Origin of the sequence: Aeromonas sp. S13(2024) (assembly GCF_041402405.1) — a bacterium.
GTDB lineage: Bacteria > Pseudomonadota > Gammaproteobacteria > Enterobacterales > Aeromonadaceae > Aeromonas > Aeromonas veronii.
Map to the genome: position 1 here is coordinate 77,716 of NZ_JBGLRA010000011.1, position 25,809 is coordinate 103,524.

At 59.8% G+C, this 25,809-nt stretch carries 26 protein-coding genes and 1 tRNA gene; 14 read left to right on the top strand and 13 right to left on the bottom strand.

From position 1 onward, the window contains the following. Positions 1 to 29 precede the first annotated feature (29 nt). Positions 30 to 563 carry an ATP--cob(I)alamin adenosyltransferase gene (locus ACB042_RS14785; protein WP_371178652.1) on the top strand — a complete coding sequence of 178 codons (534 nt, stop codon included), beginning with the start codon at positions 30 to 32 and terminating at the stop codon, positions 561 to 563. 99 nt (positions 564 to 662) lie between these two features. Here the strand turns inward: ACB042_RS14785 and malZ are convergent, their stop codons facing one another. From malZ to ACB042_RS14830, 9 genes are all read right to left on the bottom strand, one after another. Continuing rightward, positions 663 to 2,492, bottom strand: coding sequence for a maltodextrin glucosidase (malZ, locus tag ACB042_RS14790; RefSeq protein WP_371178653.1), 1,830 nt, complete (start codon positions 2,490 to 2,492; stop codon positions 663 to 665). 5 nt (positions 2,493 to 2,497) lie between these two features. Continuing rightward, positions 2,498 to 3,328 carry an HDOD domain-containing protein gene (locus ACB042_RS14795; RefSeq protein WP_075116200.1) on the bottom strand — a complete coding sequence of 277 codons (831 nt, stop codon included), beginning with the start codon at positions 3,326 to 3,328 and terminating at the stop codon, positions 2,498 to 2,500. Positions 3,329 to 3,416: 88 nt separating this feature from the next. Beyond that, positions 3,417 to 3,833 carry an META domain-containing protein gene (locus tag ACB042_RS14800; protein WP_107683310.1) on the bottom strand — a complete coding sequence of 139 codons (417 nt, stop codon included), beginning with the start codon at positions 3,831 to 3,833 and terminating at the stop codon, positions 3,417 to 3,419. Positions 3,834 to 3,998: 165 nt separating this feature from the next. After that, the gene (yegD, locus tag ACB042_RS14805) at positions 3,999 to 5,360 is read right to left on the bottom strand and encodes a molecular chaperone (RefSeq protein WP_167573749.1); all 1,362 of its coding nucleotides are present in this window, start codon (positions 5,358 to 5,360) and stop codon (positions 3,999 to 4,001) included. Positions 5,361 to 5,452: 92 nt separating this feature from the next. Beyond that, complete coding sequence (locus ACB042_RS14810; protein WP_005340720.1) at positions 5,453 to 6,442, bottom strand: 2-hydroxyacid dehydrogenase; 990 nt, start codon at positions 6,440 to 6,442, stop codon at positions 5,453 to 5,455. 74 nt (positions 6,443 to 6,516) lie between these two features. After that, a complete protein-coding gene (locus tag ACB042_RS14815) occupies positions 6,517 to 7,011 on the bottom strand; it encodes a CreA family protein (RefSeq protein WP_201906088.1) in 495 nt (164 codons plus the stop codon). A gap of 27 nt (positions 7,012 to 7,038) precedes the next feature. After that, the gene (locus ACB042_RS14820) at positions 7,039 to 7,485 is read right to left on the bottom strand and encodes a DUF962 domain-containing protein (RefSeq protein WP_368172012.1); all 447 of its coding nucleotides are present in this window, start codon (positions 7,483 to 7,485) and stop codon (positions 7,039 to 7,041) included. A gap of 62 nt (positions 7,486 to 7,547) precedes the next feature. Further along, the gene (locus ACB042_RS14825; protein ID WP_199415565.1) at positions 7,548 to 8,405 is read right to left on the bottom strand and encodes a hypothetical protein; all 858 of its coding nucleotides are present in this window, start codon (positions 8,403 to 8,405) and stop codon (positions 7,548 to 7,550) included. Between the two features lie 147 nt (positions 8,406 to 8,552). Continuing rightward, a complete protein-coding gene (locus tag ACB042_RS14830; protein WP_005356952.1) occupies positions 8,553 to 8,939 on the bottom strand; it encodes a TraR/DksA C4-type zinc finger protein in 387 nt (128 codons plus the stop codon). Positions 8,940 to 9,417: 478 nt separating this feature from the next. On the opposite strand from ACB042_RS14830, the gene ACB042_RS14835 reads away from it, so the two are divergent. The 9 genes from ACB042_RS14835 to ACB042_RS14875 all read left to right on the top strand — a co-directional run bounded on the left by ACB042_RS14835 (position 9,418) and on the right by ACB042_RS14875 (position 18,612). Continuing rightward, a complete protein-coding gene (locus ACB042_RS14835) occupies positions 9,418 to 10,749 on the top strand; it encodes a glutamine synthetase family protein (RefSeq protein ID WP_013723370.1) in 1,332 nt (443 codons plus the stop codon). 186 nt (positions 10,750 to 10,935) lie between these two features. Then, a complete protein-coding gene (locus tag ACB042_RS14840) occupies positions 10,936 to 12,297 on the top strand; it encodes an aspartate aminotransferase family protein (RefSeq protein WP_371178654.1) in 1,362 nt (453 codons plus the stop codon). Between the two features lie 53 nt (positions 12,298 to 12,350). Beyond that, a complete protein-coding gene (locus ACB042_RS14845) occupies positions 12,351 to 13,448 on the top strand; it encodes an extracellular solute-binding protein (protein WP_081043449.1) in 1,098 nt (365 codons plus the stop codon). Between the two features lie 119 nt (positions 13,449 to 13,567). After that, positions 13,568 to 14,653 (top strand): polyamine ABC transporter substrate-binding protein, encoded by a 1,086-nt coding sequence (locus tag ACB042_RS14850; protein WP_005355476.1) that lies wholly within the window; start codon positions 13,568 to 13,570, stop codon positions 14,651 to 14,653. A gap of 78 nt (positions 14,654 to 14,731) precedes the next feature. Then, positions 14,732 to 15,886 carry a polyamine ABC transporter ATP-binding protein gene (potA, locus tag ACB042_RS14855; protein WP_236356866.1) on the top strand — a complete coding sequence of 385 codons (1,155 nt, stop codon included), beginning with the start codon at positions 14,732 to 14,734 and terminating at the stop codon, positions 15,884 to 15,886. Then, positions 15,883 to 16,788, top strand: a complete 906-nt coding sequence (locus ACB042_RS14860; RefSeq protein WP_181496993.1) for an ABC transporter permease subunit — start codon at positions 15,883 to 15,885, stop codon at positions 16,786 to 16,788. Before potA ends, ACB042_RS14860 begins: the two co-directional genes overlap by 4 nt. Then, positions 16,785 to 17,630, top strand: a complete 846-nt coding sequence (locus ACB042_RS14865; protein ID WP_005355472.1) for an ABC transporter permease subunit — start codon at positions 16,785 to 16,787, stop codon at positions 17,628 to 17,630. Before ACB042_RS14860 ends, ACB042_RS14865 begins: the two co-directional genes overlap by 4 nt. 45 nt (positions 17,631 to 17,675) lie before the next feature. Beyond that, a complete protein-coding gene (locus tag ACB042_RS14870; RefSeq protein ID WP_335832627.1) occupies positions 17,676 to 18,380 on the top strand; it encodes an MOSC domain-containing protein in 705 nt (234 codons plus the stop codon). A 155-nt stretch (positions 18,381 to 18,535) separates the two neighbouring features. After that, positions 18,536 to 18,612 (top strand) — tRNA-Pro (locus tag ACB042_RS14875). Between the two features lie 260 nt (positions 18,613 to 18,872). Here ACB042_RS14875 and ACB042_RS14880 read toward each other — a convergent pair. Both ACB042_RS14880 and ACB042_RS14885 read right to left on the bottom strand, forming a co-directional pair. Beyond that, a complete protein-coding gene (locus ACB042_RS14880; RefSeq protein ID WP_005356927.1) occupies positions 18,873 to 19,400 on the bottom strand; it encodes a hypothetical protein in 528 nt (175 codons plus the stop codon). Positions 19,401 to 19,524: 124 nt separating this feature from the next. Next, positions 19,525 to 19,989 (bottom strand): thioesterase family protein, encoded by a 465-nt coding sequence (locus tag ACB042_RS14885; RefSeq protein ID WP_201954201.1) that lies wholly within the window; start codon positions 19,987 to 19,989, stop codon positions 19,525 to 19,527. A 133-nt stretch (positions 19,990 to 20,122) separates the two neighbouring features. Here ACB042_RS14885 and recQ point away from each other — a divergent pair, with 133 nt between their 5' ends. Continuing rightward, positions 20,123 to 21,958, top strand: a complete 1,836-nt coding sequence (gene recQ / locus ACB042_RS14890) for an ATP-dependent DNA helicase RecQ (RefSeq protein WP_371178655.1) — start codon at positions 20,123 to 20,125, stop codon at positions 21,956 to 21,958. 67 nt (positions 21,959 to 22,025) lie between these two features. Here the strand turns inward: recQ and ACB042_RS14895 are convergent, their stop codons facing one another. After that, positions 22,026 to 22,328, bottom strand: coding sequence for a cytochrome c (locus ACB042_RS14895; RefSeq protein ID WP_005340687.1), 303 nt, complete (start codon positions 22,326 to 22,328; stop codon positions 22,026 to 22,028). Positions 22,329 to 22,433: 105 nt separating this feature from the next. On the opposite strand from ACB042_RS14895, the gene ACB042_RS14900 reads away from it, so the two are divergent. The 3 genes from ACB042_RS14900 (at position 22,434) to ACB042_RS14910 (ending at position 24,993) form a co-directional block, all read left to right on the top strand. Continuing rightward, positions 22,434 to 23,861 carry a YdiU family protein gene (locus tag ACB042_RS14900; protein ID WP_371178656.1) on the top strand — a complete coding sequence of 476 codons (1,428 nt, stop codon included), beginning with the start codon at positions 22,434 to 22,436 and terminating at the stop codon, positions 23,859 to 23,861. A 10-nt stretch (positions 23,862 to 23,871) separates the two neighbouring features. Then, the gene (locus tag ACB042_RS14905) at positions 23,872 to 24,159 is read left to right on the top strand and encodes a DUF3630 family protein (RefSeq protein WP_159157841.1); all 288 of its coding nucleotides are present in this window, start codon (positions 23,872 to 23,874) and stop codon (positions 24,157 to 24,159) included. A 159-nt stretch (positions 24,160 to 24,318) separates the two neighbouring features. Next, complete coding sequence (locus ACB042_RS14910) at positions 24,319 to 24,993, top strand: 7-cyano-7-deazaguanine/7-aminomethyl-7-deazaguanine transporter (protein WP_005340680.1); 675 nt, start codon at positions 24,319 to 24,321, stop codon at positions 24,991 to 24,993. A 270-nt stretch (positions 24,994 to 25,263) separates the two neighbouring features. Here ACB042_RS14910 and rraA read toward each other — a convergent pair whose 3' ends face one another. Then, positions 25,264 to 25,749, bottom strand: a complete 486-nt coding sequence (gene rraA / locus ACB042_RS14915; RefSeq protein ID WP_005340678.1) for a ribonuclease E activity regulator RraA — start codon at positions 25,747 to 25,749, stop codon at positions 25,264 to 25,266. Positions 25,750 to 25,809: the final 60 nt, after the last annotated feature.

The window sequence follows — 25,809 nt, forward strand, 5'->3', positions numbered from 1 at the left end:
ACTGGCCTTTTCTCCAATCCGGTTGCCCCATGAACCCCAAGAAGCCAAGAGACAAGCGCGAGCTCTGCTACCCCTTTATCTTCGAAACCTCGCTCAAATGTGATTTTGAAATCGCCACCGATGAGCTCTGTTGTCAGGTCGGGGCCGTGCTGTCACACCTTGCGCCGGATGCCGATACCGAGCCCATGCTGGCGGATCTCGCGGCGTTGCAGCGGCTTATCTACAACCTCAACGGCTCGGTGCGCGGCAAGCTGGGGATCTTCAATGCAGACCTTGAGTGGCTCAAGGCCCGTTACGACCACTACAACGAGGCGAGTCGCGGCAGCGTCACCGGTTTCGTGCTGCCGCAGGGGCCGCAGCCCATTCCCACCCTCCATCTGTGCCGCTGTGGCAGCAAGAAGGTGGTGCGGCTGCTGGTCAGGCTGGAAGAAAGCGGGGTGGCCTTCGATCCCATTCTCTATCGCTTCGCCAACCTGCTGGCCAACTTCTTCTTCGTGCTCACCGTCTACCTCAAGCAGCGCTGGCAGGTGCCGGAAGTGCCCTACGTCAGCATCAACTACTGATGGTGGCTGGCTAGGGGCCAGACGTCATGGTGGATTGAATGGAATAAAAAACCGGAGCCTTGGGCTCCGGTTTTGTTTTTCAGCATGTCAGTTGCCCACTCAGCTGGAGATCAGCACTCTCGCCGAGTTGGCCGGAATGGTCAGCTGCAGTTCCCCCTGCACCATTTCGAATTTTTCGCCGTTGAAGGCGTCGGTGAAGCGGCTGGCGGGGCTCGCGGTCTGCCACAGGGGCAGGCTGATGGTGCGCGGCTCGCTCGGGTGGCGGTTGCAGGCTACTACCACCTGATCGCTTTGCAGGGTACGGGCGAACACATAGCTGTGGGGCCCGGCGTAGAGGGTCTGGATATCGCCGCGGCGCAGGGAGGGGCGCTGGCGGCGGATCTGGATCAGCCGACGATAGTGATCGTGCAGCACGTGATCCCAGTCTGTGGTATCCCACGGGAAGCAGCGGCGGCAGTCCGGGTCGTTGCCGCCGGAGAGCCCCACTTCATCGCCGTAGTAGATGGACGGCACACCGATATAGGTGAGCAGCAGGGTGGCGGCCAGCTGCATCCGCTGTTTGTCCTCTCCCAGCAGATGGAGGAAGCGGGCGGTATCGTGGCTGTCCAGCAGGTTGAACTGGGCCAGCTGGTTCTTGAACGGGATGTGGGCCCGCGCCAGCTTGAGCCAGCGATCCAGCTCTTCGGCGCTGATCTTGATGGGGTGGTAGGCGATATCCTGCCCCGCAAGGAAGGCGCGGATCGGGTGGGCGAAGCCATAGTAGTTCATGGCGCCATCCTCCTGATCTCCTTGTAGCCACTGGCTCGCCTCGAAGAAGTGTTCGCCGAGCACATAGGCGTCCGGATTCTCCTGCTTCACCGCCCCGCGAATGGCGCGCACATGGCTGCGGTTGCCCTCGGCGGTGCCGCGCTCGCCCAGCATGTGGATGACGTCAAAGCGCCAGCCATCGATCTGGTAGGGGGCGCGCATCCAGTAACGGAGGATGGCGTCGTCGGCCCGATAGACGGCGTCTTGCACCTTCTCGCAGGAGAAGTCGAGCTTGGGCAGGCTGCGAATGCCCTTCCAGCTGACATAATCCCCTTCTTTGTCAAAGGTGTAGAAGCTGCGCCACGGGGAGTCCGGGTTGCTCTGGGCTCCCAGTGGCGGGCAGAACCAGGGGTGCTCGGTAGAGGTGTGGTTGACCACTGCATCGAGGATGATCTTCATGCCGCGCTGGTGCAGGTTGCGGGTCAGCTCGGCGAACTGCTCGTTGCTGCCGAGGTGGGCATCCACCTTGAAGTAGTCCTGAGTGTCGTACTTGTGGTTGCTCGGCGAATCGAAGATGGGGTTGAGGTAGAGCGCCGTCACCCCGAGAGATTGCAGGTAGTGGAGCTTGGCATCGATCCCCGCCAGATCGCCACCGTAAAATTCGCAGGCGCCGTGGCCCTCTTCGTGGCGACTGACCGGCTCGCCCCACGCCTTGCTGATCACCGCTTTGCCGCGATATTCGTACTCGTGATGCTTGACGCTCAGCGACGGATCGCCGTTGCAGAAACGGTCGGGGAAGATCTGGTAGAACACCTGATCCTGCACCCAGGCCGGTGGCTGGTGCAGGCTGTTGAAGCGAAAATGCTGTTCCCGTGGCGGCATGGACGCGCTGACGCCCGCACCGTGCAGCCACCACTGCTCCTCGTCGGTGAGGCACTTGAAGCTGTAGAGGTGGATATCCTGTCCCTTGATGAGCGGCAGGGTCGCCTGCCACACCTGCAGCCGATCGCGGGTGGAGACCGCTGTCATCGGGATCAGGTACTCCTCGTTATCCGGCTCGTGGCGCAGCCACACCTCGCGGATCGGCGCATCCAGCTCGCTAAAGAGGGTCAATTGCAGTGCGTCGGCGCTCTCTTTGAACCAGGGCGCCACCTGGGGATGAAACAGAAACGGATGGGTCATGATGCTTATTGAGTCAGAAGATCGGCGAGGGCATTACCCTGTTCATGCAGTGTTTCGAGCTGGCCTGCCAGCGACTTGGGATCCAGTCCCAACTGGTCGGCGAGCGGTTTGGGGAAGCGGGCGATGATGGCCTGGGCAGGCACGCCCGCGTTCCAGGCGAAGGAGATAAACACGGCGAGGCGGATCAGCACCGCCTCCTTGCTGACCGGATCGTGGGAGAGCGGGTCAAGCTGCTGGGAGATGGCATCGACGAAGGCCTCAGAGAGGTTCCAGCGCCGCGCCAGCTCGGCACCGAGCTGGGCATAGTCGTAGCCCAGCATCTCCCGCTGGGCCTCGACCCGGCTGCTGCCGTTCTGGATTGCCATGTTGATGAGCTCGGCCTCCTCCGGCAAGGTGCTCTGGATAAGCAGTTCGCCGATGTTGTGGATCAACGCGCAGGTGAAGGCGGTCTCGGGATCCATCACCTTGGCCTCCTGGGCCAGGGTTCGGGCTATGGTGGCGACCTGGAAGGTCTCGGTCCAGAACTTGTTCTTGTCGAAGCTGGGCGGGGCCTTGAAGGTGCCGATGATGCCGGAGGCGACCACCACGGAGCGCAGCCGGTTGAAGCCGAGCCGGATCACCGCCTGTTCGATGGAGGTCACTTCGTTGCCCCGGCGCAGGGCGGCCGAGTTGGCCATCCGCAGCACCTTGACGCTGATCACCTGATCCATGGCGATCTTGGCCGCAATCTCGTCGATGCGGGCATTCTCGTCGTTGAAGCTCTGCATCAACTCGTGCAGCAGCTTGGGAATAGTGGGGAGTTGTTTGATCTTGTCAAACAGGCGATCCATCGACATGGCTGAGGCAGCCTCCGTTGCGAACTCTGCCTCATATTGTGCCACAGCCGGACAACATGTTCCTGTTTGTGATGCGGCTTTGTGAGCGCTAGAACACCCAGTCGCGCAAGGTGTATTCCAAACGGTGCTGTTTGCCCTGCAGGATCAGGTTCTGGCTGGTGCCGCTCAGGGTCGCACCCTCGGTCAGGGTGGTCAGTACGGCCTGTTCTATGGTGTCGAGCGGCGGCATGCAGGCCATTTCGGTGCTGCCCAGACTGGTGACCCACAGTTTGTCATCTTCCAGATGGCCCTGACCGAAGTAGCGGTTGCAACCGGCGATGCCGTTGACGGTGAAGTGCTCGCCGATCTCGAAATCGGGGGGATTGTCGCGGGGGGCCTCGATCGGTTCGCCATCCAGTTTGCTCAGTACCCAGTGGTGGTGTTGCAGATCTTGCTGAACAAAGGCGGTCGAGCTGCAGCCAGCGAGCAGTAACAGGGGGATCAGCAAAAAGGGCAATCTGGGCATGAGGGGGCTCCGGTTGGGGGAGCGTCAAGAATACCCTTTTTGGGCTGTCGGGAGCAGGGCGGGAGAGGGGACGACCGACCGCTTCTGTCGCCCCTTGTCCCGCACGACTGTCGCTTAATGGCAACACCCGGGTGATGTTGCCATCGATTAACGCGGCCTCAGGGCTCAGTTGGCGAACAGCCGCTCGGCATAACGGGCAAGACCCGCGGCCACCGAGCCGAAGTCATCGCCCCCTTCAAGCGGGATGGACGGGAGCTTCTGGCGGATAAAGCTGGCGATCAGCGGCGAGCGGGCACTACCACCGGTGACGAAGATGCGATCCGGCTGCACACCGGCGGCGGCAATTGCTTCGTCCATCAGTTCGCCAATCTTCTCCAGCAGCAGGGCCGAGGCGTTGGCCAGCTGTTCGCGGGTCAGCTCCGCTTCCAGCCCTTTTTCCAGCTCGGCCAGCGACTGGCGATTGAGTTCCTGCTCCGAGAGGGCGATCTTGCCCTGCTCGGCGCGCCACACCAGCTGGTGGCTCAGCTTGTGGGCCCGCAGGCTAGCCAGACGCCCCAGCTTGCTGCTGGGCTGGCTGTCGAGCTGCAGATCCTGCAGCTGGCGGGCGGTGTCGAGGCTGTAGAAGCGGCTCTGGGCGCTGACGTCGTTGATGGCGGCCGCATCCCAGAACAGCGGGTGGGGCAGCGGCTTGCCGGTCTTGAGGGTCTCGTGCATGCCGAGCAGCGGCATCATCCCTTCCACCGTCAGGCGGATATCGAAGTCGTTGCCGCCGATCCGCTGGCCGCTGTGGCCGAGCAGATCGCCGCTGCGATCCAGCTGATCGCGGTAGCTGGGGCCCATCCGCAGCATGGAGCAGTCGGTGGTACCGCCACCGATATCCACCACCAGCACCACGGCGTCTTCGGTGAGGCGCGCCTCGAATTCAAACCCGGCGGCCACCGGTTCATAGAGGAACTCCACCTGCTCGAAACCGGCCAGACGGGCCGCCTCGGTCAGGATGGCGATAGCTTGCTGGTTGCTCTCTTCCCCCGCCAGACCCTGGAAGTTGACCGGTCGGCCGATCACCGCCTGGCGGATCGGGGCGCCGAGCTGCTGCTCCGCCTGCTGGCGGACATGGAGCATCATGGCGCAGACGATGTCTTCAAACAGGGCGATCTGGGGGGCCTTGAGGCCATAGGCACCGAGGAAGGATTTCGGCGATTTGATGTAGTAGCCGTCGTCCGGCTCTTCCAGATAGCGTTCCAGCGCGGCACCGCCAAAGCTCAGCTCGTCGATCAGTCCCTCTTCGCGCATCTGGCGGCGAACCATCTGGGCGCGGGTGACCACGGGGCCACGCAGCTTGAGGTACTCCGCCTGTTGGGCGGGGGCCAGCCCTTCGGCCAGCAGACCGGCGATAGCATCCCGGTGGGGGGCATGCAGGGTGGAGGGGAGATAGCGGGATGCGCCAAGATTCAGCAGCCTGGGGCTACCTTGTTCCATCACGGCCACGGCACAGTTGGAGGTGCCGTAATCAAATCCGATAAACATGGGCGCCAGACTCCTGAATAAAAAAGGGGGGCTAGCCTACCCGAAGGCGCCGGGTCTCACAACCCGGCGCGTGACGAAGAGAGGGCGAGCCCTTATTCCACTTCGTTGTCGCAGCGGCCCTGGCTCTCGATGGCGCGGATATTGCCAAGAGTGGTATCGGCGATGGCGTGCAGCGCCTCGCGGGTCAGGAACGCCTGATGGCCGGTGAACAGCACGTTGTGGCAGGCAGACAGGCGGCGGAACACGTCATCGGTGATCACCTCGTTGGACTTGTCGGAGAAGAAGAGATCCTCTTCCTCTTCGTAGACATCCAGCCCCAGCGCGCCGATACGGGAGGTCTTGAGCGCCTCGATGGCGGCGTTGGAGTCGAGCAGGCCGCCACGGCTGGTGTTGATGATCATCACCCCGTCCTTCATCTTGGCAAATGCCTCCTTGTTCAACAGGTGGTAGTTCTCTTTGAACAGCGGGCAGTGCAGGCTGATGATGTCGGATTGGCGGAACAGGGTATCGAGATCCACGTACTCGGCACCCAGCTCGATGGCTGCCGGATTCTGGTAAGGATCGTTGACCAGCAGGCGAACCCCGAAGCCCTTGAGGATGCGCAGGGCGGCCAGACCGATCTTGCCGGTACCGATGACGCCAACGGTCTTGCCATGCATGTTGAAGCCGACTAGCCCTTCCAGCGAGAAGTTGGCATCGCGGGTGCGCTGATAAGCCTTATGGATGCGGCGGTTGAGGCACATCATCATGCCGACAGCATGCTCGGCGGTCGCCTCGGGGGAGTAGGCGGGCACTCGCACCACTTTCAGCCCCAGCTCTTTGGCAGCGGCCAGATCCACGTTGTTGTAACCGGCGCAGCGCAGGGCAATCACCTGGGTGCCGTTGGCAGCCAGTTCGGTCAATACCTCGCGGTCGGCATCGTCATTGACGAACAGACACACCACCGGGAAGCCGTGAGCCAGTCGGGCCGTTTTGGCCTCCAGCCGCACATCGAAAAACTCCAGGTCGAAGCCGTACTGGCTGTTGGCCTGGTTGAAATGCTCTTTGTCATAGCTCTTGGTACTGAATACGGCGACTTTCATGGTATGTGCTCCGCAGCGTGTGTGTCGTCAAATTACAACAAAATGGGTCAGCTATCACCGGACAAACTGGCTGGTTATTGTCCCCAGGGCATAATGGGAACGGCGCTGACTGCACTCTTGTACGAACCATCCACCAGTTTGGTGCTGTAGGTCAGGTAAACCAGTGCATTGCGTTTCTTGTCGTAAAAACGCACCACTTTCTGCTCCTTGAACACCAGCGAGGTGCTGACATCGAACACCTCTTCCCCCGCCTTCAGTTTTTCGGGCAGGGTGATGGGGCCGATCTGGTGGCACGACAGGGAGGCGTGGGAGGGATCTTCCGCCAGTCCCAACCCGCCTTTTACACCACCGGTCTTGGGGCGCGCCAGATAGCAGGCGATGCCGTCGATGCGCGGGTCGTCGAACGCCTCCACCAAGATCTTGTGGTTCGGGCCAAACAGCTTGAAAGCGGTGCTCACTTCACCGACCGGGTCGGCCTTGTCAGCCAGTGCCGGGCCAGCAAACAGGGCCCCCAGCAGCAGGGGTAGGGCGCGGCGCAGGGCGTTATGTCGCGTGTGGTTATGTGTCATGGTCTCTCCTGTTGGCCCGGCCCCCCTTCAATAGGGAATGCCCAGGCGACGATAGAGGCTGGCAAGCACCCAGGCGGGGCCTATCAGCAGAAATTGCAGGTCAGCGAGGAAGGAGGGGCGTTTGCCCTCGATCTTGTGGCCGACAAACTGGGCTATCCAGAGAATCACGAACGCTGCCACGGCGGGCCACAACAGCGGCCCCTGCCATTGGTGGCAGAAGGCCAGCCCGAGCGCGGTCAGCCCGGCCATCCCCGCGAACAGCGAAAACGACAGTTGCAGGTAGAACAGCAGCACCGGAATGGCTGCCACTGCCGCCCAGTTGAGGGGCTCTGGCAAGGGCCCGTGTGGCAGACACCAGAGCAGCGCCAGCGAGCAGATATAGATGCCCGGCACCGCCAGTTTGTGGATGGCGACGTTGACCGGATGGCGATGACTCTGGCCGTACTGCGCAAACCACTCCTGGATTCCCTTCATGGCACCTCCCTGGCGCACTGTGTTCTCGCTGCCTGACCTTCGTGGCTAGGCGCTCGGGATGCTTATCCCTGCGGTGGATACTCCCAATATTGGGCCGGAATGGATTTTAGCAACGGGGTCATATCCGGATTGGGCAGTGCGATGGTGACCCGCTGATCGAGGTTGGCGCTGGCGAGCGCTTCGCGGATCTTGGGGTTGTCATTGAAGAACTTCATAAAACTGCCATCGGCATAGGCCCGCTCCAGCCCGGTCTGAATCGCCTTGGCCAGCTTGGGGTATTCGGGGCTGACGAAGAAGAACTGGGCGAAGGGGTAGCGGATCAGCAGATGCTGCTCGATGGCGAGGTTGGGATACTGCGCCACAAGCTCGCTGCGCTCGGCGAAGATTTCCACCAGGGCGCGCGGGAAGAAGTCGATCTTGTCGCCGTCGTTGATAAGGCGAAACAGGCTGCTGTATCGGCCGGATAAGGTCGGGATCCCCGCATTTTCCAGAATTTTGTTATCGGCCCAACCGACCCCTTGCGCCGCCTTCAACTGTTTGAGGTCAGCCAGGGTATTGATCTGGTTGAACTTCTCTTGTGCATCCGCGTGGATGAAGGACAGCCGCAATCCTTCCAGCCCGCGAAACAGCGGAATGGGGACGGCAATCAGGGAGGATTCGAGTGCGCTGGAGGTGCCCATCCAGAAGACGTTGATGGTCTTGCCCTTGCTTAGCTGCTGCTGGAGGGTGAACTGGTTGAGGTCGAGTTCGACAGGCTGGATGCGAAAGGGTTGCCCGGAGCGGGTCAGGGCCAGTTCCAGCAGCTTGTACTGGTACTCCTGGTCAAGATTGTTGACGGGACGGCTGGGGACCTTGACCGTCAGAACCTGTGCTTGTGCCAGCAGTGGCAGGCACAAACACAGCTTGATGAGCCATTTCACTCTCTGTTCTCCTGTAGATTCCGGAAGGTGTCCGGAGTCTAACAGAACTTGTCACCATCTTGCTGCGAGGCGTTGTGCAAGGTTTGAGCGCAGGGCCCTGCCTTGCTGGCGTCTGTTGCACCAGAATGGTGACGGTTCTTCGAAGAATCAGGCGACGCGACGGAACACGTGGGTATCGTTAAATTCCTTGGTGCTCTGGCATTCGACGCAGAAACGGGATTCCGGACGGGCATGCAGCCGCTTGAGGGAGATCTCGTCACCGCAAGATTCGCAGTAACCAAAATCCCCTTCGCTGATGCGCTTCAATGCGCCCCGCAGCTTGCGCAGGTGCAGCTTGTCGTGCTCGATGCGGTTCAGCTCCAGACGGCGGGCTTCCTCGATACTGGCACGGTCAATTTCATCAGCCATCTCGTTGGTGTCGGTGGCGATGGCCTGGCTGGCCTGGGAGTTCAGGCGCTCTTCGAGCTCGACGATCTGTCGCTCGATCTGCCCCTTGTAAAAGGCCAGTTGGTCTTCAGTCATGAAATCACACATACGATTAACTACCAGTCAGTTTACTAACCCAATTATCCCTGTTTATGGGGGCTGTCTGCCTACAGACCAAGCCCTTGTATCCCGATTTGCACCTGTTTCATGCAAGAGAGTGCAAATCAGGGCGGGCCTTGTACCAAAAAAATGCAGCCAAGCAAAGCAAATAGGATAAGGATTGTGCGCCCTTACAAAAAAATGGTCCGTTCCTGCGGGGGATTGGTCGGGATCTGGCGCCTGCTTCACCTTCTGTTGGCATCGCCTTTGCAACGATGAGAGGGGGGCTTCGTACGGATTTGAGTGTTTAGTATTTGGTGCCGCCTTGGTCATTATATGCGCCGTTATTTATAGTTTTTTAAACACGCCCGCTTGACATTGCCCTTGATGGCGGGCTTTTATGGTGATGTTGATTACAATTCTATAACAAGGGTGTTCCATATATTAGACACCCTTGCCAATGGCAACCGTAAAGTCGGGGTTTAACATGGACAGTATCAAAGGCTGGATGGAGAGCAATCGCATCACGGAAGTGGAGTGCCTGTTCCCGGATTTCACCGGCAACGCCCGGGGCAAGATCATCCCAGCCAACAAGTTTTTGCGTGAAGGGGGCATGCGTCTGCCCGAGGTGATTTTCACCCAGACGGTGACCGGCGAATATCCGGATGACGACAGCATGATCGACCCGCTGGAGCGGGACATGCAGCTCTATCCCGACCCCAACACCATCCGTTTTGTCCCCTGGGCGCTGGAGCCCACTGCACAGGTGATCCACGACTGTTTCGACGTCAACGGCAAGCTGATCGACATCGCGCCGCGCTCCGTGCTGCGTCGGGTTCTGTCATTTTACGAGAAGCAGGGCTGGAAGCCGGTGGTGGCGCCCGAGCTGGAATTCTATCTGGTCACCCGCAACGAGGACCCCGACTATCCGCTGGTGCCGCCGGTCGGTCGCAACGGCCGCCCTGAGACCGCCCGCCAGTCGTTCAGTATCGATGCGGTCAACGAGTTCGACCCCATCTTTGAAGACATGTATGACTACTGTGAGGCGCAGGAACTGGAAGTGGACACCCTGATCCACGAGTCGGGCGCCGCCCAGATGGAGATCAACTTCCTGCATGGTGATGCCATCGATCTGGCGGATCAGGTGTTCCTGTTCAAGCGTACCATGCGTGAGGCCGCTCACCGCCACGGCATCTATGCCACCTTTATGGCCAAGCCGATGAGCGACGAACCGGGGTCGGCCATGCACATCCACCAGAGTCTGGAAGATGTGAACGGCCACAACCTGTTCGGCACTCCGAACGGCGGCAACAGCGAACAGTTCATGCACTTCATCGCCGGTCTGCAGAAATACACCCCGGCGGTGACTGCCCTGCTGGCCCCCAACGTCAACTCCTACCGCCGCCTCACCTTTGGCGAGAGCGCGCCGCGCAACGTCCAGTGGGGCGTAGAGAACCGCACCTGCGGCCTGCGGGTGCCCTTCTCCGACCCGAGCGCTCGGCGGGTGGAGAACCGCTTCGCCGGTGCCGATGCCAACCCCTATCTGGCGCTGGCCGCCACTCTGGCCTGTGGCTATCTCGGCATGATGGAGAAGCTGGAGCCGCTGCCGGAGATGAAGTCGAGCGCCTATGACCTGCCCTACAGCCTGCCCCGCTCGCTGGAGGAGGCACTCAGCCATCTCGAACAGTGCGAGCCCATCAAGGAGATGCTGGGCGAGCGCTTCACCCGCGCCTTCGTCGCGGTCAAACGCAAAGAGTACGAGACCTACTTTGGGGTGATCAGTCGTTGGGAGCGGGAGTTCCTGCTGCTGAACGTCTGATCCCCCTGTAACGGGGAGGCCGGAGTCGGCCTCCCCGGTCCCTGTATCGAAGAGACCGGAACGCGAGTCAGGTGGCGGCAGCCACCTGTGAGTGGTTGTGGCTGCGAGCATGCAAGCCCGCCTGACTACCCACTTGACTGTTTGACGACTGAATCTTGCTAAATCGAAGGAACCGAGGAGCAACAAATGCAGCAGACAACCCGTGAGTGGCAACAACTGGATGCCAGCCACCACCTGCACCCCTTTACCGATTTTCAGGCCCTGAACAAGAAGGGTTCGCGCATCATTACCAAAGCCAGCGGTGTCTATCTGGAAGACTCCGAGGGCAAACGCATTCTCGACGGCATGGCGGGCCTGTGGTGCGTCAATATGGGCTATGGCCGCCAGGAGCTGGTGGATGCCGCTACCCGCCAGATGCAGCAGTTGCCTTACTACAACCTCTTCTTCCAGACCGCTCACCCGCCGGTGATCGAGTTGGCCACCCTGCTGGCCGAAGTGACGCCAGCCCATCTCAACCACGTCTTCTTCACCGGCTCCGGCTCCGAGTGCAACGACACCGTGCTGCGGATGGTGCGCCACTACTGGGCCAGCAAGGGTCAGCCTGACAAACAGGTGATCATCAGTCGCCATAACGCCTATCACGGCTCCACCGTGGCGGGGGCGAGTCTGGGTGGCATGAAGGGGATGCATGCCCAGGGCGGACTGCCCATTCCCGGCATAGTGCACATCGATCAGCCCTACCACTTCGGTGAGGGGCGGGGGATGAGTGCCCACGAGTTCGGGCTGGAGCGGGCCCGTCAGCTGGAGCAGAAGATTCTGGAGCTGGGGGTGGACAAGGTGGCTGCCTTTATCGGCGAGCCGATCCAGGGGGCGGGCGGCGTCATCATTCCGCCTGACAGCTACTGGCCGGAGATCCAGCGCATCTGCGATCACTACGGCATTTTGCTGATCGCCGACGAGGTGATCTGCGGCTTTGGCCGCACCGGCCACTGGTTTGCCAGCGAAGGGTTTGGCATCAAGCCGGACCTGATGTGTCTGGCCAAGGGGATCACTTCCGGTTATCTGCCGCTCGGCGCAGTGATGGTGAGCGACCGGGTTGCCAAGGGGCTGGTGGAGGAGGGGGGCGAGTTCAACCACGGCTTCACCTACTCGGGTCATCCGGTCTCTTGCGCCGTGGCGGTGGCCAATATCCAGCTTATGCAGAAAGAGAGCATAGTTAAGCGAGTGCATGATACTATCGGCCCCTATTTGCAGCGCCGCTGGGCGGAGCTGGCCGATCATCCGCTGGTGGGAGAAACCCGTGGCAAAGGATTGGTCGCCGCGCTGGAAATCGTTCAGGACAAGCAGACCAACCGGCGTTTCCCGGCTCAGGCAAATGCGGGGATGACTTGCCGGGAGTTCTGCTTTAACAATGGCTTGGTGATGAGGGCGGTAGGCGATACCATGATCATATCGCCCCCCTTGGTCATCACCGAGGAACAGGTTGATGAATTGGTCGATCTGGCCAGGCGCAGTCTGGATCTGACAGCCGCAAAGCTGAAGGGTTGAGGCCGGTCGGGCAGGTTGGCATGCGCATACAATTTGCTTAGGAGACAAGGATGATGTCTTTCAAAACAGGAGTGATCGCTGCCTCTGTGGCTCTGGTCATGGCAAGTGCCGGAGCAATGGCTGAAGAGAAGGTGCTGCACGTCTACAACTGGAGCGACTACATAGCGCCGGATACCCTGGATAACTTCCAGAAGGAGACGGGGATCAAGGTGGTCTATGACGTGTTCGACAGTAACGAGGTACTGGAAGCCAAGTTGCTGGCGGGTAGTTCGGGCTACGACATCGTGGTGCCATCCAACCCCTTCCTTGCCAAGCAGATCAAGGCGGGCGTGTTCCAGAAACTGGACAAGTCCAAGCTCTCCAACTGGCAAAACATGGATGTCGACCTGCTCAAGGCGCTCGAGCCGAGCGATCCGGGCAACCAGTACTCCATCCCCTATCTGTGGGGCACCATCGGCTATGCCTACAACGCCGAGAAGGTGAAAGCCGTGTTGGGGGCCGATGCCCCGATCAACTCCTGGGATCTGGTGTTCAAGCCGGAGAACATGGCCAAGTTGAAAGAGTGTGGCGTCTCCTTCCTCGATTCACCGACCGAAATGCTGCCGGCTGCCCTGCAATATCTGGGCTTCAAACCGGATAGCCAGAAACCGGCCGAGCTGAAGAAGGCTGAGGAGCTGTTCCTCTCCATCCGTCCCTATACCGCCTATTTCCACTCCTCCAAGTACATCTCGGATCTGGCCAACGGCAACCTCTGCGTCGCGGTCGGTTACTCCGGTGACTTGCAGCAGTCCAAGGCGCGGGCAGCCGAGGCCAAGAATGGCGTCGCGCTCACCTACACCATTCCAAAAGAGGGGGCAGGCAGCTTCTTTGACATGATCGCCATTCCGGCGGATGCCAAGAACGTCGAGGCGGCCCACACCTTCATCAACTACCTGATGAAGCCCGAGGTGATCGCCAACATCACCAACGTGGTGCAGTTCCCGAACGGCAACAAGGCGGCGACCCCGCTGGTGGATGAGGCGATCCGCACCGATCCGGGTATCTATCCCGATGCGGCGACCCTGCAGAAGATCTACACCTTCCCGGATCTGCCGGCCAAGGTGCAGCGTCTGATGACCCGCAGCTGGACCAAGATCAAGTCCGGCAAGTAAGTAACGAATGCCCCTCCCGGTCCGCAGTTCGGCCGGGAGGGTAGTGATGCCATCCATCCGGATGGGCCGCGCGAATGGATGCGCAGACGGTCAACCACTGAAACAGGAGAACTGACACCGTGAATACAACCAGATTGCTAACCATAGCGCTGACCATGGGATTGGCGAATGTGGCCCAGGCTGCCCCTGTGCTGCACTTCTACAACTGGTCTGACTATATCGGTGAGACCACCCTCAGCGATTTCCAGCAGGCGACCGGGATCAAGACCGTCTATGACGTGTTTGACTCCAACGAGACCCTGGAAGGCAAGTTGCTGACGGGGCGGACCGGTTACGATTTGGTGGTGCCCTCCAATAATTTCCTGGCCAAGCAGATCAAGGCGGGAGCCTTCCAGAAACTGGATAAATCCCTGTTGCCCAATCTGGCCAACCTGGATCCCGTGCTGCTCAAGCAGCTCGACAAGGTGGATCCGGGTCATCAGTACGCGGTGCCCTATCTGTGGGGGACCAACGGCATCGGCTACAACGTCGACAAAATCAAGGCGGTGCTGGGGGTCGACAAGATTGACTCCTGGGCCACCATCTTCGAACCGGAAAACATGGCGAAACTCTCTCGCTGCGGCGTCGCCTTTCTCGACTCTGCCGACGAGATGATCCCTGCTGCCCTCAACTACCTCGGACTCGATCCCAACAGTCATGCGACGGGGGATATCAAGCAGGCCGAGGCGCTGCTGCTCAAGGTGCGGCCCTATGTGGCCTACTTCCACTCCTCCAAATACATCGGCGATCTCGCCAATGGCGACATCTGCGTGGCGGCCGGTTTTTCCGGCGACATCCTGCAAGCCGCTGCCCGCGCCGATGAAGCTGGCAAGGGGGTGAAAATTGCCTACAGCATTCCGAAAGAGGGGGGCAATCTCTGGTTCGACATGATGGCGATCCCGTCCGATGCCACCAATGTCAAAGAGGCGCACGCCCTCATCAACTACGTCCTGCAGCCCGAAGTGATCGCCAAGGTCAGCGACTATGTGGGCTATGCGAATCCCAACTCAAGGGCGGGCGAGTTTATGGATGAGGCGGTGCGCAACAATGAGGAGGTTTATCCCCCTCAGGCCGTGCTGGAGCGACTTTATGTGCAGGAAGCACATCCCCGCTCGGTACAGCGTCTAATCACCCGGAGTTGGACCAAGATCAAGTCCGGTACCTAACCTTGGTGCCCGTTCGGGGGCGCCAAATCGCTTTTATGGATCGGCCGCAAGGCCGGTATCACGTTGGGGAGTTTGGTAATGGCGATAGCCTCCAGTGCCTACAAGAAAGCCCTCGAGGGCAGTCAGCAGCGCAAAGAAGTGCTGGTGAAAATTGATCGGGTAAGCAAGCAGTTCGACGAAACGCTGGCGGTCGATAACGTATCTCTCAATATTCACAAGGGGGAGATTTTCGCCCTGCTCGGCGGGTCCGGTTCCGGCAAATCGACCCTGCTGCGGATGCTGGCCGGTTTCGAGCGCCCGACCGAGGGGCGGCTGTTCCTCGACGGGGTCGACATCACCGACATGCCCCCCTATGAACGCCCCATCAACATGATGTTCCAGTCCTACGCCCTGTTCCCCCATATGACGGTGGCCCAGAACATCGCCTTTGGCCTCAAGCAGGATGGCCTGCCCAAGGCCGAGATCGATGCCCGGGTGGAGGAGATGCTCAAGCTGGTGCAGATGACCCAGTATGCCCGTCGCAAACCGCATCAGCTCTCCGGTGGTCAGCGTCAGCGGGTGGCGTTGGCTCGTTCCCTGGCCAAGCGTCCCAAGTTGCTGCTGCTGGATGAACCCATGGGGGCGCTCGACAAGAAGCTGCGTTCCAAGATGCAGTTGGAGCTGGTTGAGATCATCGAGCGGGTCGGGGTTACCTGCGTCATGGTGACCCACGATCAGGAAGAGGCCATGACCATGGCGGAGCGGATCGCCATCATGCACCTCGGCTGCATCGAGCAGATCGGTAGCCCGATGGATATCTACGAGACTCCGGCCAGTCGGCTGGTGTGCGAGTTCATCGGCAGCGTCAACCTGTTTGACGGCCTGCTGGTGGAGGATGAGCAGGACCACGCCACCATCGCCTGCGCCGATCTGGAGCAGCCCATCTATGTGGGCCACGGCATCAGCTCCCGCGCCGAGAACAAGAAGGTGACCTACGCCCTGCGGCCGGAAAAACTGCTGATGAGTCTGCAAAAACCGGAGGAGATCGAGCACCCGGACTTCAACTGGACCAAGGGTGAGGTCTATGACATCGCCTATCTGGGCGGTCACTCGGTTTATCACATCCAGCTGCCCTCGGGCAAAATCGTTCAGGCTTTCATCGCCAATGCCGAACGCCACGGCAAGCGGCCAACCTGGGATGACCAGGTGTTCCTCTACTGGGAAGATGACAGCGGCGTGGTGCTGCAATCATGAAGTTCTTGCAACGACTGAAGCGGGTCGGGGGGCGCCGACTGGTGATCGGCATCCCCTTCTTCTGGCTGTTCCTCTTCTTCCTGCTGCCCTTCGTCATCGTGGTGAAGATCAGTTTTGCGGAAGCGGATGTGGCGATCCCGCCCTACACCGACGTGGTGAGCTGGGCTGACAATCAGCTCACCATCCTGCTCAACATGGGCAACTACCTGCTGCTACAGGAGGATGAGCTCTATATCGCGGCCTATCTGGGCTCCCTCAAGATGGCCTTCGTCAGCACTTTGCTCTGCCTGCTGATTGGCTATCCGATGGCCTACTCCATCGCCCGTGCCAATAAGGAGACCCAGACCGTTCTGCTGCTGCTGATCATGATGCCGACCTGGACCGCCATTCTGATCCGGGTCTATGCGTGGATGGGGATCCTCAGTAACAACGGCCTGCTGAACAGCGTCTTGCTGGGGATCGGGCTGATTGACGAACCGCTGCAGATCCTCAACACCAACCTGGCGGTCTATATCGGCATCGTTTACTCCTACCTGCCCTTCATGGTGCTGCCGCTCTACGCCAATCTGGTCAAACACGATCAGAGCCTGCTGGAGGCTGCTTCCGATCTGGGGGCTCGCAACCTGACCCGGTTCTGGCAGATCACGGTACCGCTCTCCAAGAACGGCATCATCGCCGGCTGCATGCTGGTGTTCATTCCGGTGGTGGGAGAGTTCGTTATTCCGGAAATGCTGGGCGGCCCGGAGACCCTGATGATCGGCAAGGTGCTGTGGCAGGAGTTCTTCAACAACCGCGACTGGCCGGTTGCCTCTGCACTGGCGGTGGTGATGCTGGCGGTGCTGATCATTCCGATCATCCTCTTCAACCGTAACCAGGCCAAAGAGCTGGAGGGCAAGGCATGATGAAGCGTTTTGGTTTTGCCAAACTGATGCTCTGGCTGGGGCTGCTGTTTATCTACCTGCCCATGATCATCATGGTGATCTACTCCTTCAACGCCTCCAAGCTGGTGACGGTGTGGGGTGGCTGGTCACTCAAGTGGTACTTCGGCCTGCTCGACAACAAGCAGCTGATCGGGTCTGTGTTCCGCTCGCTGGAGATCGCCTTCTACACCGCGATCGCCGCGGTGGCGCTGGGGACGGTGGCAGCCTTCGTGCTGACCCGAATTCCCCACTTCCGTGGTCGCACCCTGTTCGGCGGCATGGTGACGGCGCCGCTGGTGATGCCCGAGGTGATCACCGGTCTGTCGCTGCTGCTGCTGTTCGTGGCGATGGCCCAGCTGGTGGGCTGGCCCGCCGAGCGGGGCATGCTGACCATCTGGATCGCCCATACCACCTTCTGTACCGCCTATGTGGCGATCGTGGTGTCGGCGCGGTTGCGGGAGCTGGATCTCTCCATCGAGGAGGCGGCCATGGATCTTGGCGCCAAGCCGTGGAAGGTGTTCTTCCTGATCACCATCCCGATGATCGCCCCCTCGCTGGCGGCAGGCGGCATGATGTCGTTCGCCCTGTCGCTGGATGATCTGGTGCTGGCGAGCTTCGTCTCCGGCCCGGGCTCGACCACCTTGCCGATGGAGGTCTTCTCGGCGGTGCGGCTAGGGGTGAAACCCGAGATCAACGCGGTGGCCAGCCTGATCCTGTTGTCGGTATCGCTCTTTACCTTCGGCAGCTGGTATCTGATGGCCAGGGCGGAGAAGCGCCGTCGCGCCGAGATAGCCATGACCACCCAGATGCAGGCCGTCGTCTGACGCCATGATAAGATCCGCCTACTCTCGTCAACCTGGAGGATGAGTATGCGGATCTCCCTTTTTAGCGGTCGTGGCACCGAGCTGGTGCCCGGCCTCACCAGCGCCATTCACAAGCAACCGATCTCTGCACCAGTTCGCTGTACCTTTGCCGGTCTGGAAGGGGATGAACAGTGTGACCAGCGCCACCACGGTGGCCCGGATCGGGCGCTCCACTACTATCCGGCCGATCACTATCTCTGGTGGCAGACCTGGCAAACCGCGCTGGGCTTGCCTGCGCCACGTACCCCCTGGCAACCTGCCGCCTTTGGCGAGAACCTCTCCGGTATCGGGCTGACCGAGGCGCAAGCCTGCATTGGCGATGTCTATCGGCTCGGCGAGGCGCTGATCCAGATAAGTCAGCCAAGATCCCCCTGTTTCAAGCTCAACCAGCGCTTTGGTTATGGCCAGATGTCGCAGGTGATGCAACTGAATGGTCGTTGTGGCTGGCTGCTGCGGGTGCTGGAGGAGGGGATGGTGTCGCCGGAGTCGGCCATGGAGCTGGTAGACAGACCCTATCCCGAACTGACGGTGAAGCGCACGGCGGATATCCTGTTCAATCAGGTGCGCAATGAAGCGGATCTGCTGATGTTGCTGGAGAATCCGGCCCTTTCCCCCAACTGGCGCCAGCATGCAGCCGACTGGCTGGAGCATGGCACTGTGGCTGACTGGCAGCGCCGTCTGCTGGGACCGGCATCCCTGAGCCTGGCCTGACAGCCGGTTACCGGAATGTCACCAGCTGGCTGCAGCCCGGTAAACGGATGAAAAGAGTGCTGAATAGTTGAGCGAACGGCGTTTTTTTTCCTGTTAAATGCAAAAAAGGCTTGTGTCAGGTCGGGGCTTTCGGTAAATTCCCGTCCCGCAGACATCGGTGTGTAGCGCAGCTTGGTAGCGCACTTCGTTCGGGACGAAGGGGTCGGAGGTTCGAATCCTCTCACACCGACCAAATTTGAAAAGGCCGCTCAATAGAGCGGCCTTTTTGCATTTATCCTTCCTGTTTTCCCGATTTTCTTTAGCTGCTGACCTGTTACCTGGCCAAGTGACCTGACCTGCTGTATGCAGGGGCGAAGCAAGACCACAGATATTAAAAGGGCCACCGCTCGGTGGCCCATCGGTGGAGTCTGATCCTGACTCCGGCACTCTAGATTGTGGCAATCTCGCTATGGGTCTTGTCTATGGTGCCCTCCTTGCGCGCCAGGCGCTTACTCAGATATGCCAGTGCTGATGCCGCAAAGCCTTGAAACTGTGTTGAGGCAGCAAGGCCGCGTGCTTGGGGTACTCACTAATGAAATGTTCTATTCCCTCCATCAGTTGTGCACGTAATGAGATAACGGGCTCATGCCAGGCTTGCAGGCATAAATGGCCGGGGATCAACTGCTCCTGATAATCTTCCAGCAGCTGTTCTGGCCAGGGTTCAATACCGGAATTGCGTTGCAGCAAATAGTGGGCGGCGGGTTCACGGGCATAAATGAACTGAATTTGGGCCAGATCGCGTTGGCATAGCGTTTGACTGTTGATATGACAGGTCAAATATTTTCCCGTTTTCAGATCCAGAAAGTGACCGCGTTGCCGACAGGGAACGATGCGATACCAAGGCAGGGGTGAGGAGAGAGAATACCCCTCAAGCTCCTGTTCCAACCAGTGGCGACACTCGGGTGTCTGCACCTCGTCGAGCATGGACTCGAGCTGTGTCAACAAGGCTCTGGATGGTTTGATGGCCAGTTTCGCACTCATCGCCTACAATCCTCCCTCTGCACACAATCCCGACTATCAGTATGGACCTTGTTCGGCCAGAGGGGGTAAGGAATCTAATGATTAAAATTGGATTAGCCGCGTGGTTTTTATGCACTAATTTGGTTCAACCCACCAGATAGGTACCAGTGCCGAAGGCGATGTGGGTGCCCTCTTCGTTGTGTAGCTCCATCCGGGCTACCGCGACCTTGCTGCCGGCCCGGATGATGTGGGCGGTGGCGATAAACTCGTTGCCGCGCCCCGGGCGCAGGTAATCTACCCGCAGATCTATGGTGCCGAGGCGAGCGAAGCGCTCCTTGAGATAACTGGGGGAGAACTCCTCCAGCTCGTCGATGCAGGAGGCGGCGACGATCATGCCGCCCGCTACATCCAGCAGCGTGGCGGTGACGCCGCCGTGCAAGATGTTGTGGAAGGGGTTGCCGATCAGCTTGTCTTCCATCTTGATGCGCAGTTCCACCTTGTCGAAGTCGTAGTGGGTCACCTGCATGCCGATCAGCTTATTGAAGGGCATCTTCTCGGCAAACAGGTTGGCAATGCCACTGAGCGCCATCTTCTTGAGCATCTGTTTCATTCTCTGATCCCAATCCTTGTCATCAAAGCCGAGTAAAAACTCCAGCCAGTCTGCAACAGTTCCTTAACAGTCGCAATGGCAGGTTTATTGTGGGCGGCGGCTGCTTTAGAATGGCGACCCCAAAGGAGAGCCCATGACCGCGATTGCCGAAACCCTGCCAGATCCTCAGCCAGAGAGTCCGCTTGCCCTGCTGCAGACGGTCTTCGGCTATCAGCAGTTTCGGCCGGGTCAGCTCGAAATCATCGAGCAGATCGTCGCGGGGCGCGATGCGCTGGTGCTCAAGCCCACTGGCGGCGGCAAGTCGCTCTGCTATCAGATCCCGGCACTGCTGCGGCCCGGGCTCGGGGTGGTGGTTTCTCCCCTTATTTCGCTGATGAAGGATCAGGTCGACAGCCTGCGCGCCAACGGTGTGGCGGCGGTCTACATCAACTCGGCCCTGAGCCGGGAGGAGATGATCCAGAACTTTGCCGCCATGCGCCGCGGCGAGATCAAGCTGGTCTATGTCTCCCCCGAGCGACTGTTGCAGCACGAGTTTATGGATCGGCTGGCCGAGCTGCCGCTCGGGCTGTTCGCCATCGATGAGGCGCACTGTGTCTCCCAGTGGGGCCACGATTTCCGGCCTGAGTATGCGGCGCTGGGGCGGCTCAAACAGTGGTTCCCGCAGGTGCCTGTGGTGGCGCTGACCGCCACCGCCGACGAGGCGACCCGCAGCGACATGCTGCACCGCCTAGAGCTGAACGATCCCTTCATCCACACTGCCAGCTTCGATCGCCCCAATATCCGCTACAGCCTGGTGGAGAAGTTCAAGGCGGCCGAACAGTTGTTGCGTTATGTGCAGAGTCAGAAGGGCAACTGCGGCATCGTCTACTGCTCCAGTCGCAATCGGGTGGAGGAGGTGGCCGAGCGGCTATCCCGCCACGGCTGCAAGGCCGCGCCCTATCATGCGGGGCTGCCGCTCGAACAGCGCCAGCAGACGCAGGATGCCTTCCTCAAGGATGACATCGAGATAGTGGTGGCGACGGTGGCGTTCGGTATGGGTATCGACAAGCCCAACGTACGCTTCGTGGTGCACTACGACATTCCGAAGAACATTGAATCCTACTATCAGGAGACCGGCCGCGCCGGGCGCGATGGCACCCCCGCCGAGGCGCTGCTGCTCTACGATCCCGCCGATATCGGTCGGGTGCGCCGCCTGCTCGACAACATCGAGAACCCGCAGCAGTTGCAGGTGGAGCAGTACAAGCTCAACGTGATGGCGGCGTTTGCCGAGGCGCAGACCTGTCGCCGCCAGGTGCTGCTCAACTACTTTGGCGAGTACAACGACAAGCCGTGCGGCAACTGCGATATCTGTCTCGATCCGCCCAAGAGCTATGACGGCACCGAAGATGCCCAGAAGGCGCTCTCCTGCGTCTGGCGGGTGGGGCAGAATTTCGGGGTGGGTTATGTGGTGGAGGTGCTGCGCGGTTCCCTCAACCAGCGCATCAAGGATCACGGCCATGACAAGCTCTCGACCTATGGCATCGGCAAGGATCAGAGCCACGAATACTGGATGAGCGTGATCCGCCAGCTGATCCACAAGGGGCTGCTGACTCAGAACATCACTCGCAATCTGGTGCTGCAGTTGACCGAAGCGGCCCGTCCGGTACTGCGTGGCGATGTGAAGCTGGAACTGGCGGTACCCCGCCTGCAGCCCATCTCCAGCCGCAAGGAGAAGCGCAACGGCCTGCTCGACAATGCCAACTATGACAAGCGGTTGTTCAAGGCGTTGCGCGGCCTGCGCAAGCAGATTGCCGAGGATGAAGAGGTGCCGCCCTACGTGGTGTTCAACGATGCGACCCTGGTGGAGATGGCTCAGCTGATGCCGATGACCGAAGACGAGATGCTGGCTATCAACGGTGTCGGGCACCGCAAGCTGGAGCGCTTTGGCGAAGCCTTTATGGATCTGATCATCGACTACTGCCGTCGCTAGGGTCGATTAGGCAGCCTAATCGACCACGGTAAGCGCGGCTCGGAAGAACCTGGGGTCAGACGCGAGGTTATTTCAGGCTGGCGTAGAAGGCCGCCAGATTGTCGATATCCGCATCTGTCAGCGGCGCCATGAAGGGGTCCATCAAGGGCTCTTTGCGAGTGCCATCCTTGAAGGCTTTCAACTGTTTCACCAGATAGGCGGCATTCTGACCCGCCAGATGGGGATAGTTGGGGATCATCGCCTTGCCTTCCACCCCGTGACAGGCGGCACAGACCGCCGCCTTGGCCTTGCCTGCCTCGATATCTGCAGCCTTGGCCTGATGACCCCACGCCAGTGCCAGCAAGGGCAGGGCATATACCCATTTTTGCATCTTCTTCTCCTTGAATTGAAAAATGATGGTTGCCAGTGAGCACAAGCATGGCTGACGGCAGTATAAAGAGTGACACGAGCATACGCAGGGACGAATGGCACAACCATGAAGTTGATCAACACTTTTGCGACCGAGTTGCCCTGGGCCTGTGAACCAGTGGCCCCCCAGCCGCTGCAGCAACCCCAGTTGCTTCATCTCAACCGGGCTTTGCTGGATGAGTTGGGGCTGGGAGGCGTCAGCGAGGCTGACTGGATCGCCTGTTGTGGCGAGGGAAAAGTGCTGCCAGGCATGCAGCCGGTAGCTCAGGTCTATGCCGGCCATCAGTTCGGGGGTTATAGCCCGCGGCTTGGTGATGGTCGCGCGCTGTTGCTGGGTGAGCAGCAGGCGCCGGATGGTCAGTGTTGGGATCTGCACCTGAAGGGGGCAGGAAAGACGCCGTTTTCCCGCTTTGGTGACGGTCGCGCCGTGCTGCGCTCCAGCATTCGCGAGTATCTCGCCTCCGAGGCGCTCCATGCCCTCGGCATCCCGACCACGCGGGCGCTGGTATTGGTGGGGAGTCAGGAGCCCGTTTATCGCGAGCAGGTGGAGACCGGGGCGACTGTGCTGCGCACCGCCCCCAGCCATCTGCGCTTCGGTCATATCGAGTATTTCGCCTGGAGCGGGCAGGGGGAGAAGATCCCGCCACTCATCGACTATCTGCTGCGCCACCACTTCCCCGAACTGGAGAGTGGTGCCGAACTGTTTGCCGAGGTAGTGCGCCGCACCGCGCGGTTGATTGCCAAATGGCAGGCGGCGGGCTTCTGTCACGGGGTAATGAATACCGACAACATGTCGCTGCTCGGCCTGACGCTGGATTATGGCCCCTACGGCTTTATCGATGCCTACGTGCCCGATTTTGTCTGCAACCACTCGGACCCTGCGGGCCGCTACGCGCTGGATCAGCAGCCCGCGGTCGGTTACTGGAATCTGCAAAAACTGGCGCAGGCGCTGGCTGGCCATGTAGACGGTGATGCGCTGGCTGCAGCGTTGGCCCAGTACGAGCAGCAGCTGATGTTGCACTACTCCGAACTGATGCGGGCCAAACTAGGGTTGGCGGTGTGGGAGGAGGATGATCCGGCTCTGTTCCGCGAGCTGTTCCGGTTGCTGGCGGCCCACAAGGTGGATTACCACCTGTTCCTTCGCCGTCTCGGTGAGGTGACGCAAGAGGGGGCGTGGCCTGCGTCTCTGCTGGCCCTGTTGCCTGAACCTGGTGTTTGGCAGGCGTGGCTGGAGCGCTATCGGGCGCGGCTAATGCGCGAAGGCAGCGAGGATGCCGTGCGCAAGGCGCAGATGGATGCCATCAATCCCAAGTATGTGCTGCGCAATGCGCTGGCCCAGCAGGTGATAGACGCCGCCGACGCAGGGGATATGCAGCCGTTCGAGCGGCTGTTCGCCGCCTTGCAGCGCCCCTTTGATGAACAACCCGAATATGAGGATCTCGCCACCCCGACACCGGCATGGTATTGCTGTGGTGAGCTCTCCTGCAGTAGCTGAGAGACAGGGCATGAGTTGGCAAATCAAACAGGTAGATAGCGAAGCTGGCGTAGTGACGCTGGATTGTCCGGCACTCGACTGGGACACGTTCCCGCTGTTGGCGCAGGCCTTGCTGCGAGAGTGGGAGCTGCAGCCGCTCGAGCAGGATGCGGGGGCCGATCGCCATAGCTGGTTGCTGGCGTTTGAAGGGAGCCAGTTTCGGCTGGAGTATGAACACTACAGCGGCTGCTGGCTGGAGGCGGTGCGCCCGGCGGATCGGGAGGCACTGCTCTGGCTCGCCAGACAGCACAAGGCGTGACTATCGCCCACAAGGCCAGCTCTGCGGCTGGCCAACCTGGACAAGCGTAATCGCATAAAGATTGAACTATCGGTTTGGGGGCGTATAATTTCGCCCCTCGATTATCGCCAATGGTGGCGATATGGGTTCCCTAACCCCATTAACCAAAAAGGTCACAAGATGAATCTGACCCCTGCGCAGTACCAAACGGCGCTCGTTCGCCTGTCGTTGTTCCACATCCTGATCATTGCCAGCAGCAACTATCTGGTGCAGCTGCCGATCACTGTGTTTGGCTTCCACACCACTTGGGGGGCGTTCAGCTTCCCGTTTATCTTCCTCGCCACTGACCTGACGGTGCGGATCTTCGGTGCCGGTCTGGCACGCAAGATTATCCAGACCGTGATGCTGCCAGCACTGGCGGTCTCCTATGCGCTCTCAGTACTCTTCTTCGAAGGGAGCTTCCAGGGCGTTGGTCATCTGGCCGAGTTCAACCTGTTCGTAGCGCGTATCGCGCTGGCCAGCTTTATGGCCTATCTGGTAGGGCAGTTCATGGATGTGGTGGTGTTCAACCGGCTGCGTCTGCTCAAGCAGTGGTGGATTGCACCTGCGGCCTCCACCCTGTTCGGTAATCTGGTCGATACCATCGCTTTCTTCAGTGTGGCCTTCTGGCGCACCACAGATCCTTTCATGGCAGAGCACTGGGTCGAGATCGCAACCGTCGATTACGTATTCAAGTTGCTGATAAGCCTTGGTTTGTTTGTGCCGCTCTACGGTGTCTTGTTGCGCTACCTCAGCCGCAAGCTGGTGGGCGAGGCCGGATTATCCAGCCTGCAAACGGCCACCCGGCAAGCCTGACCAGATTGACCACCCTTCGCGGTGGTCAATTTTTTTGCACTTTCTGCAAATAGCGCTTGCCTAGTTAAATGAGAATGATTATTGTTAACTTGTTTTCCGGGAAAGACTTCATTCGTTCCAACGTGATGGACTTCTTGTGAAGGCACGACATTGCTCACATTGCTTCCAGTTAAGGGCCAGTTTATCTGGCCCTCTTTTTTGGTCATTTTTCAGCAAGTTGCAGACATAAAAAACGGGAGCCAAGGCTCCCGTCGTCACGCTGTCTGTGGCTTACTCGATATCGAGTGCCTCGGGGGAGAGGATCACCCCTGTGGTATCGGCGTAGAGGTGGTCGTCAGGCAGGAAGGTCACGCCACCGAAGTTGACCGGCAGATCGGTCTCCCCTACATCCTTGCTGTCGGCACCGACCGGAATGGCTGCCAGTGCCTGAATGCCGATATCCAGATCTTCCAGAATATCGACTTCGCGGACGCAGCCGTAGCAGACAATCCCTTCCCAATCGTTCTCTGCTGCTGTTGTGGCGATGTCGCTGTCGATCAGAGCGCGGCGCATGGAGCCACCGCCATCGATCAGCAAGACGCGTCCCAGTCCGTTCTCTTTGACGAGTTCACGGATCAGGCCATTCGATTCGAAGCATTTGACGGTGGTGATGACGCCGCCGAAAGAGGCGCGGCCGCCGAAGGAGCAGAGCATGGGTTCAAGCACATCCACCATGTCCTGATAGATGTCGCACAGTTCAGAAGTATTGTATTCCATAGTGTCAAATCCACGGCTGGAAACAGGTGCAACCAGTATAAGGAGTGGGTGTGGCATTTC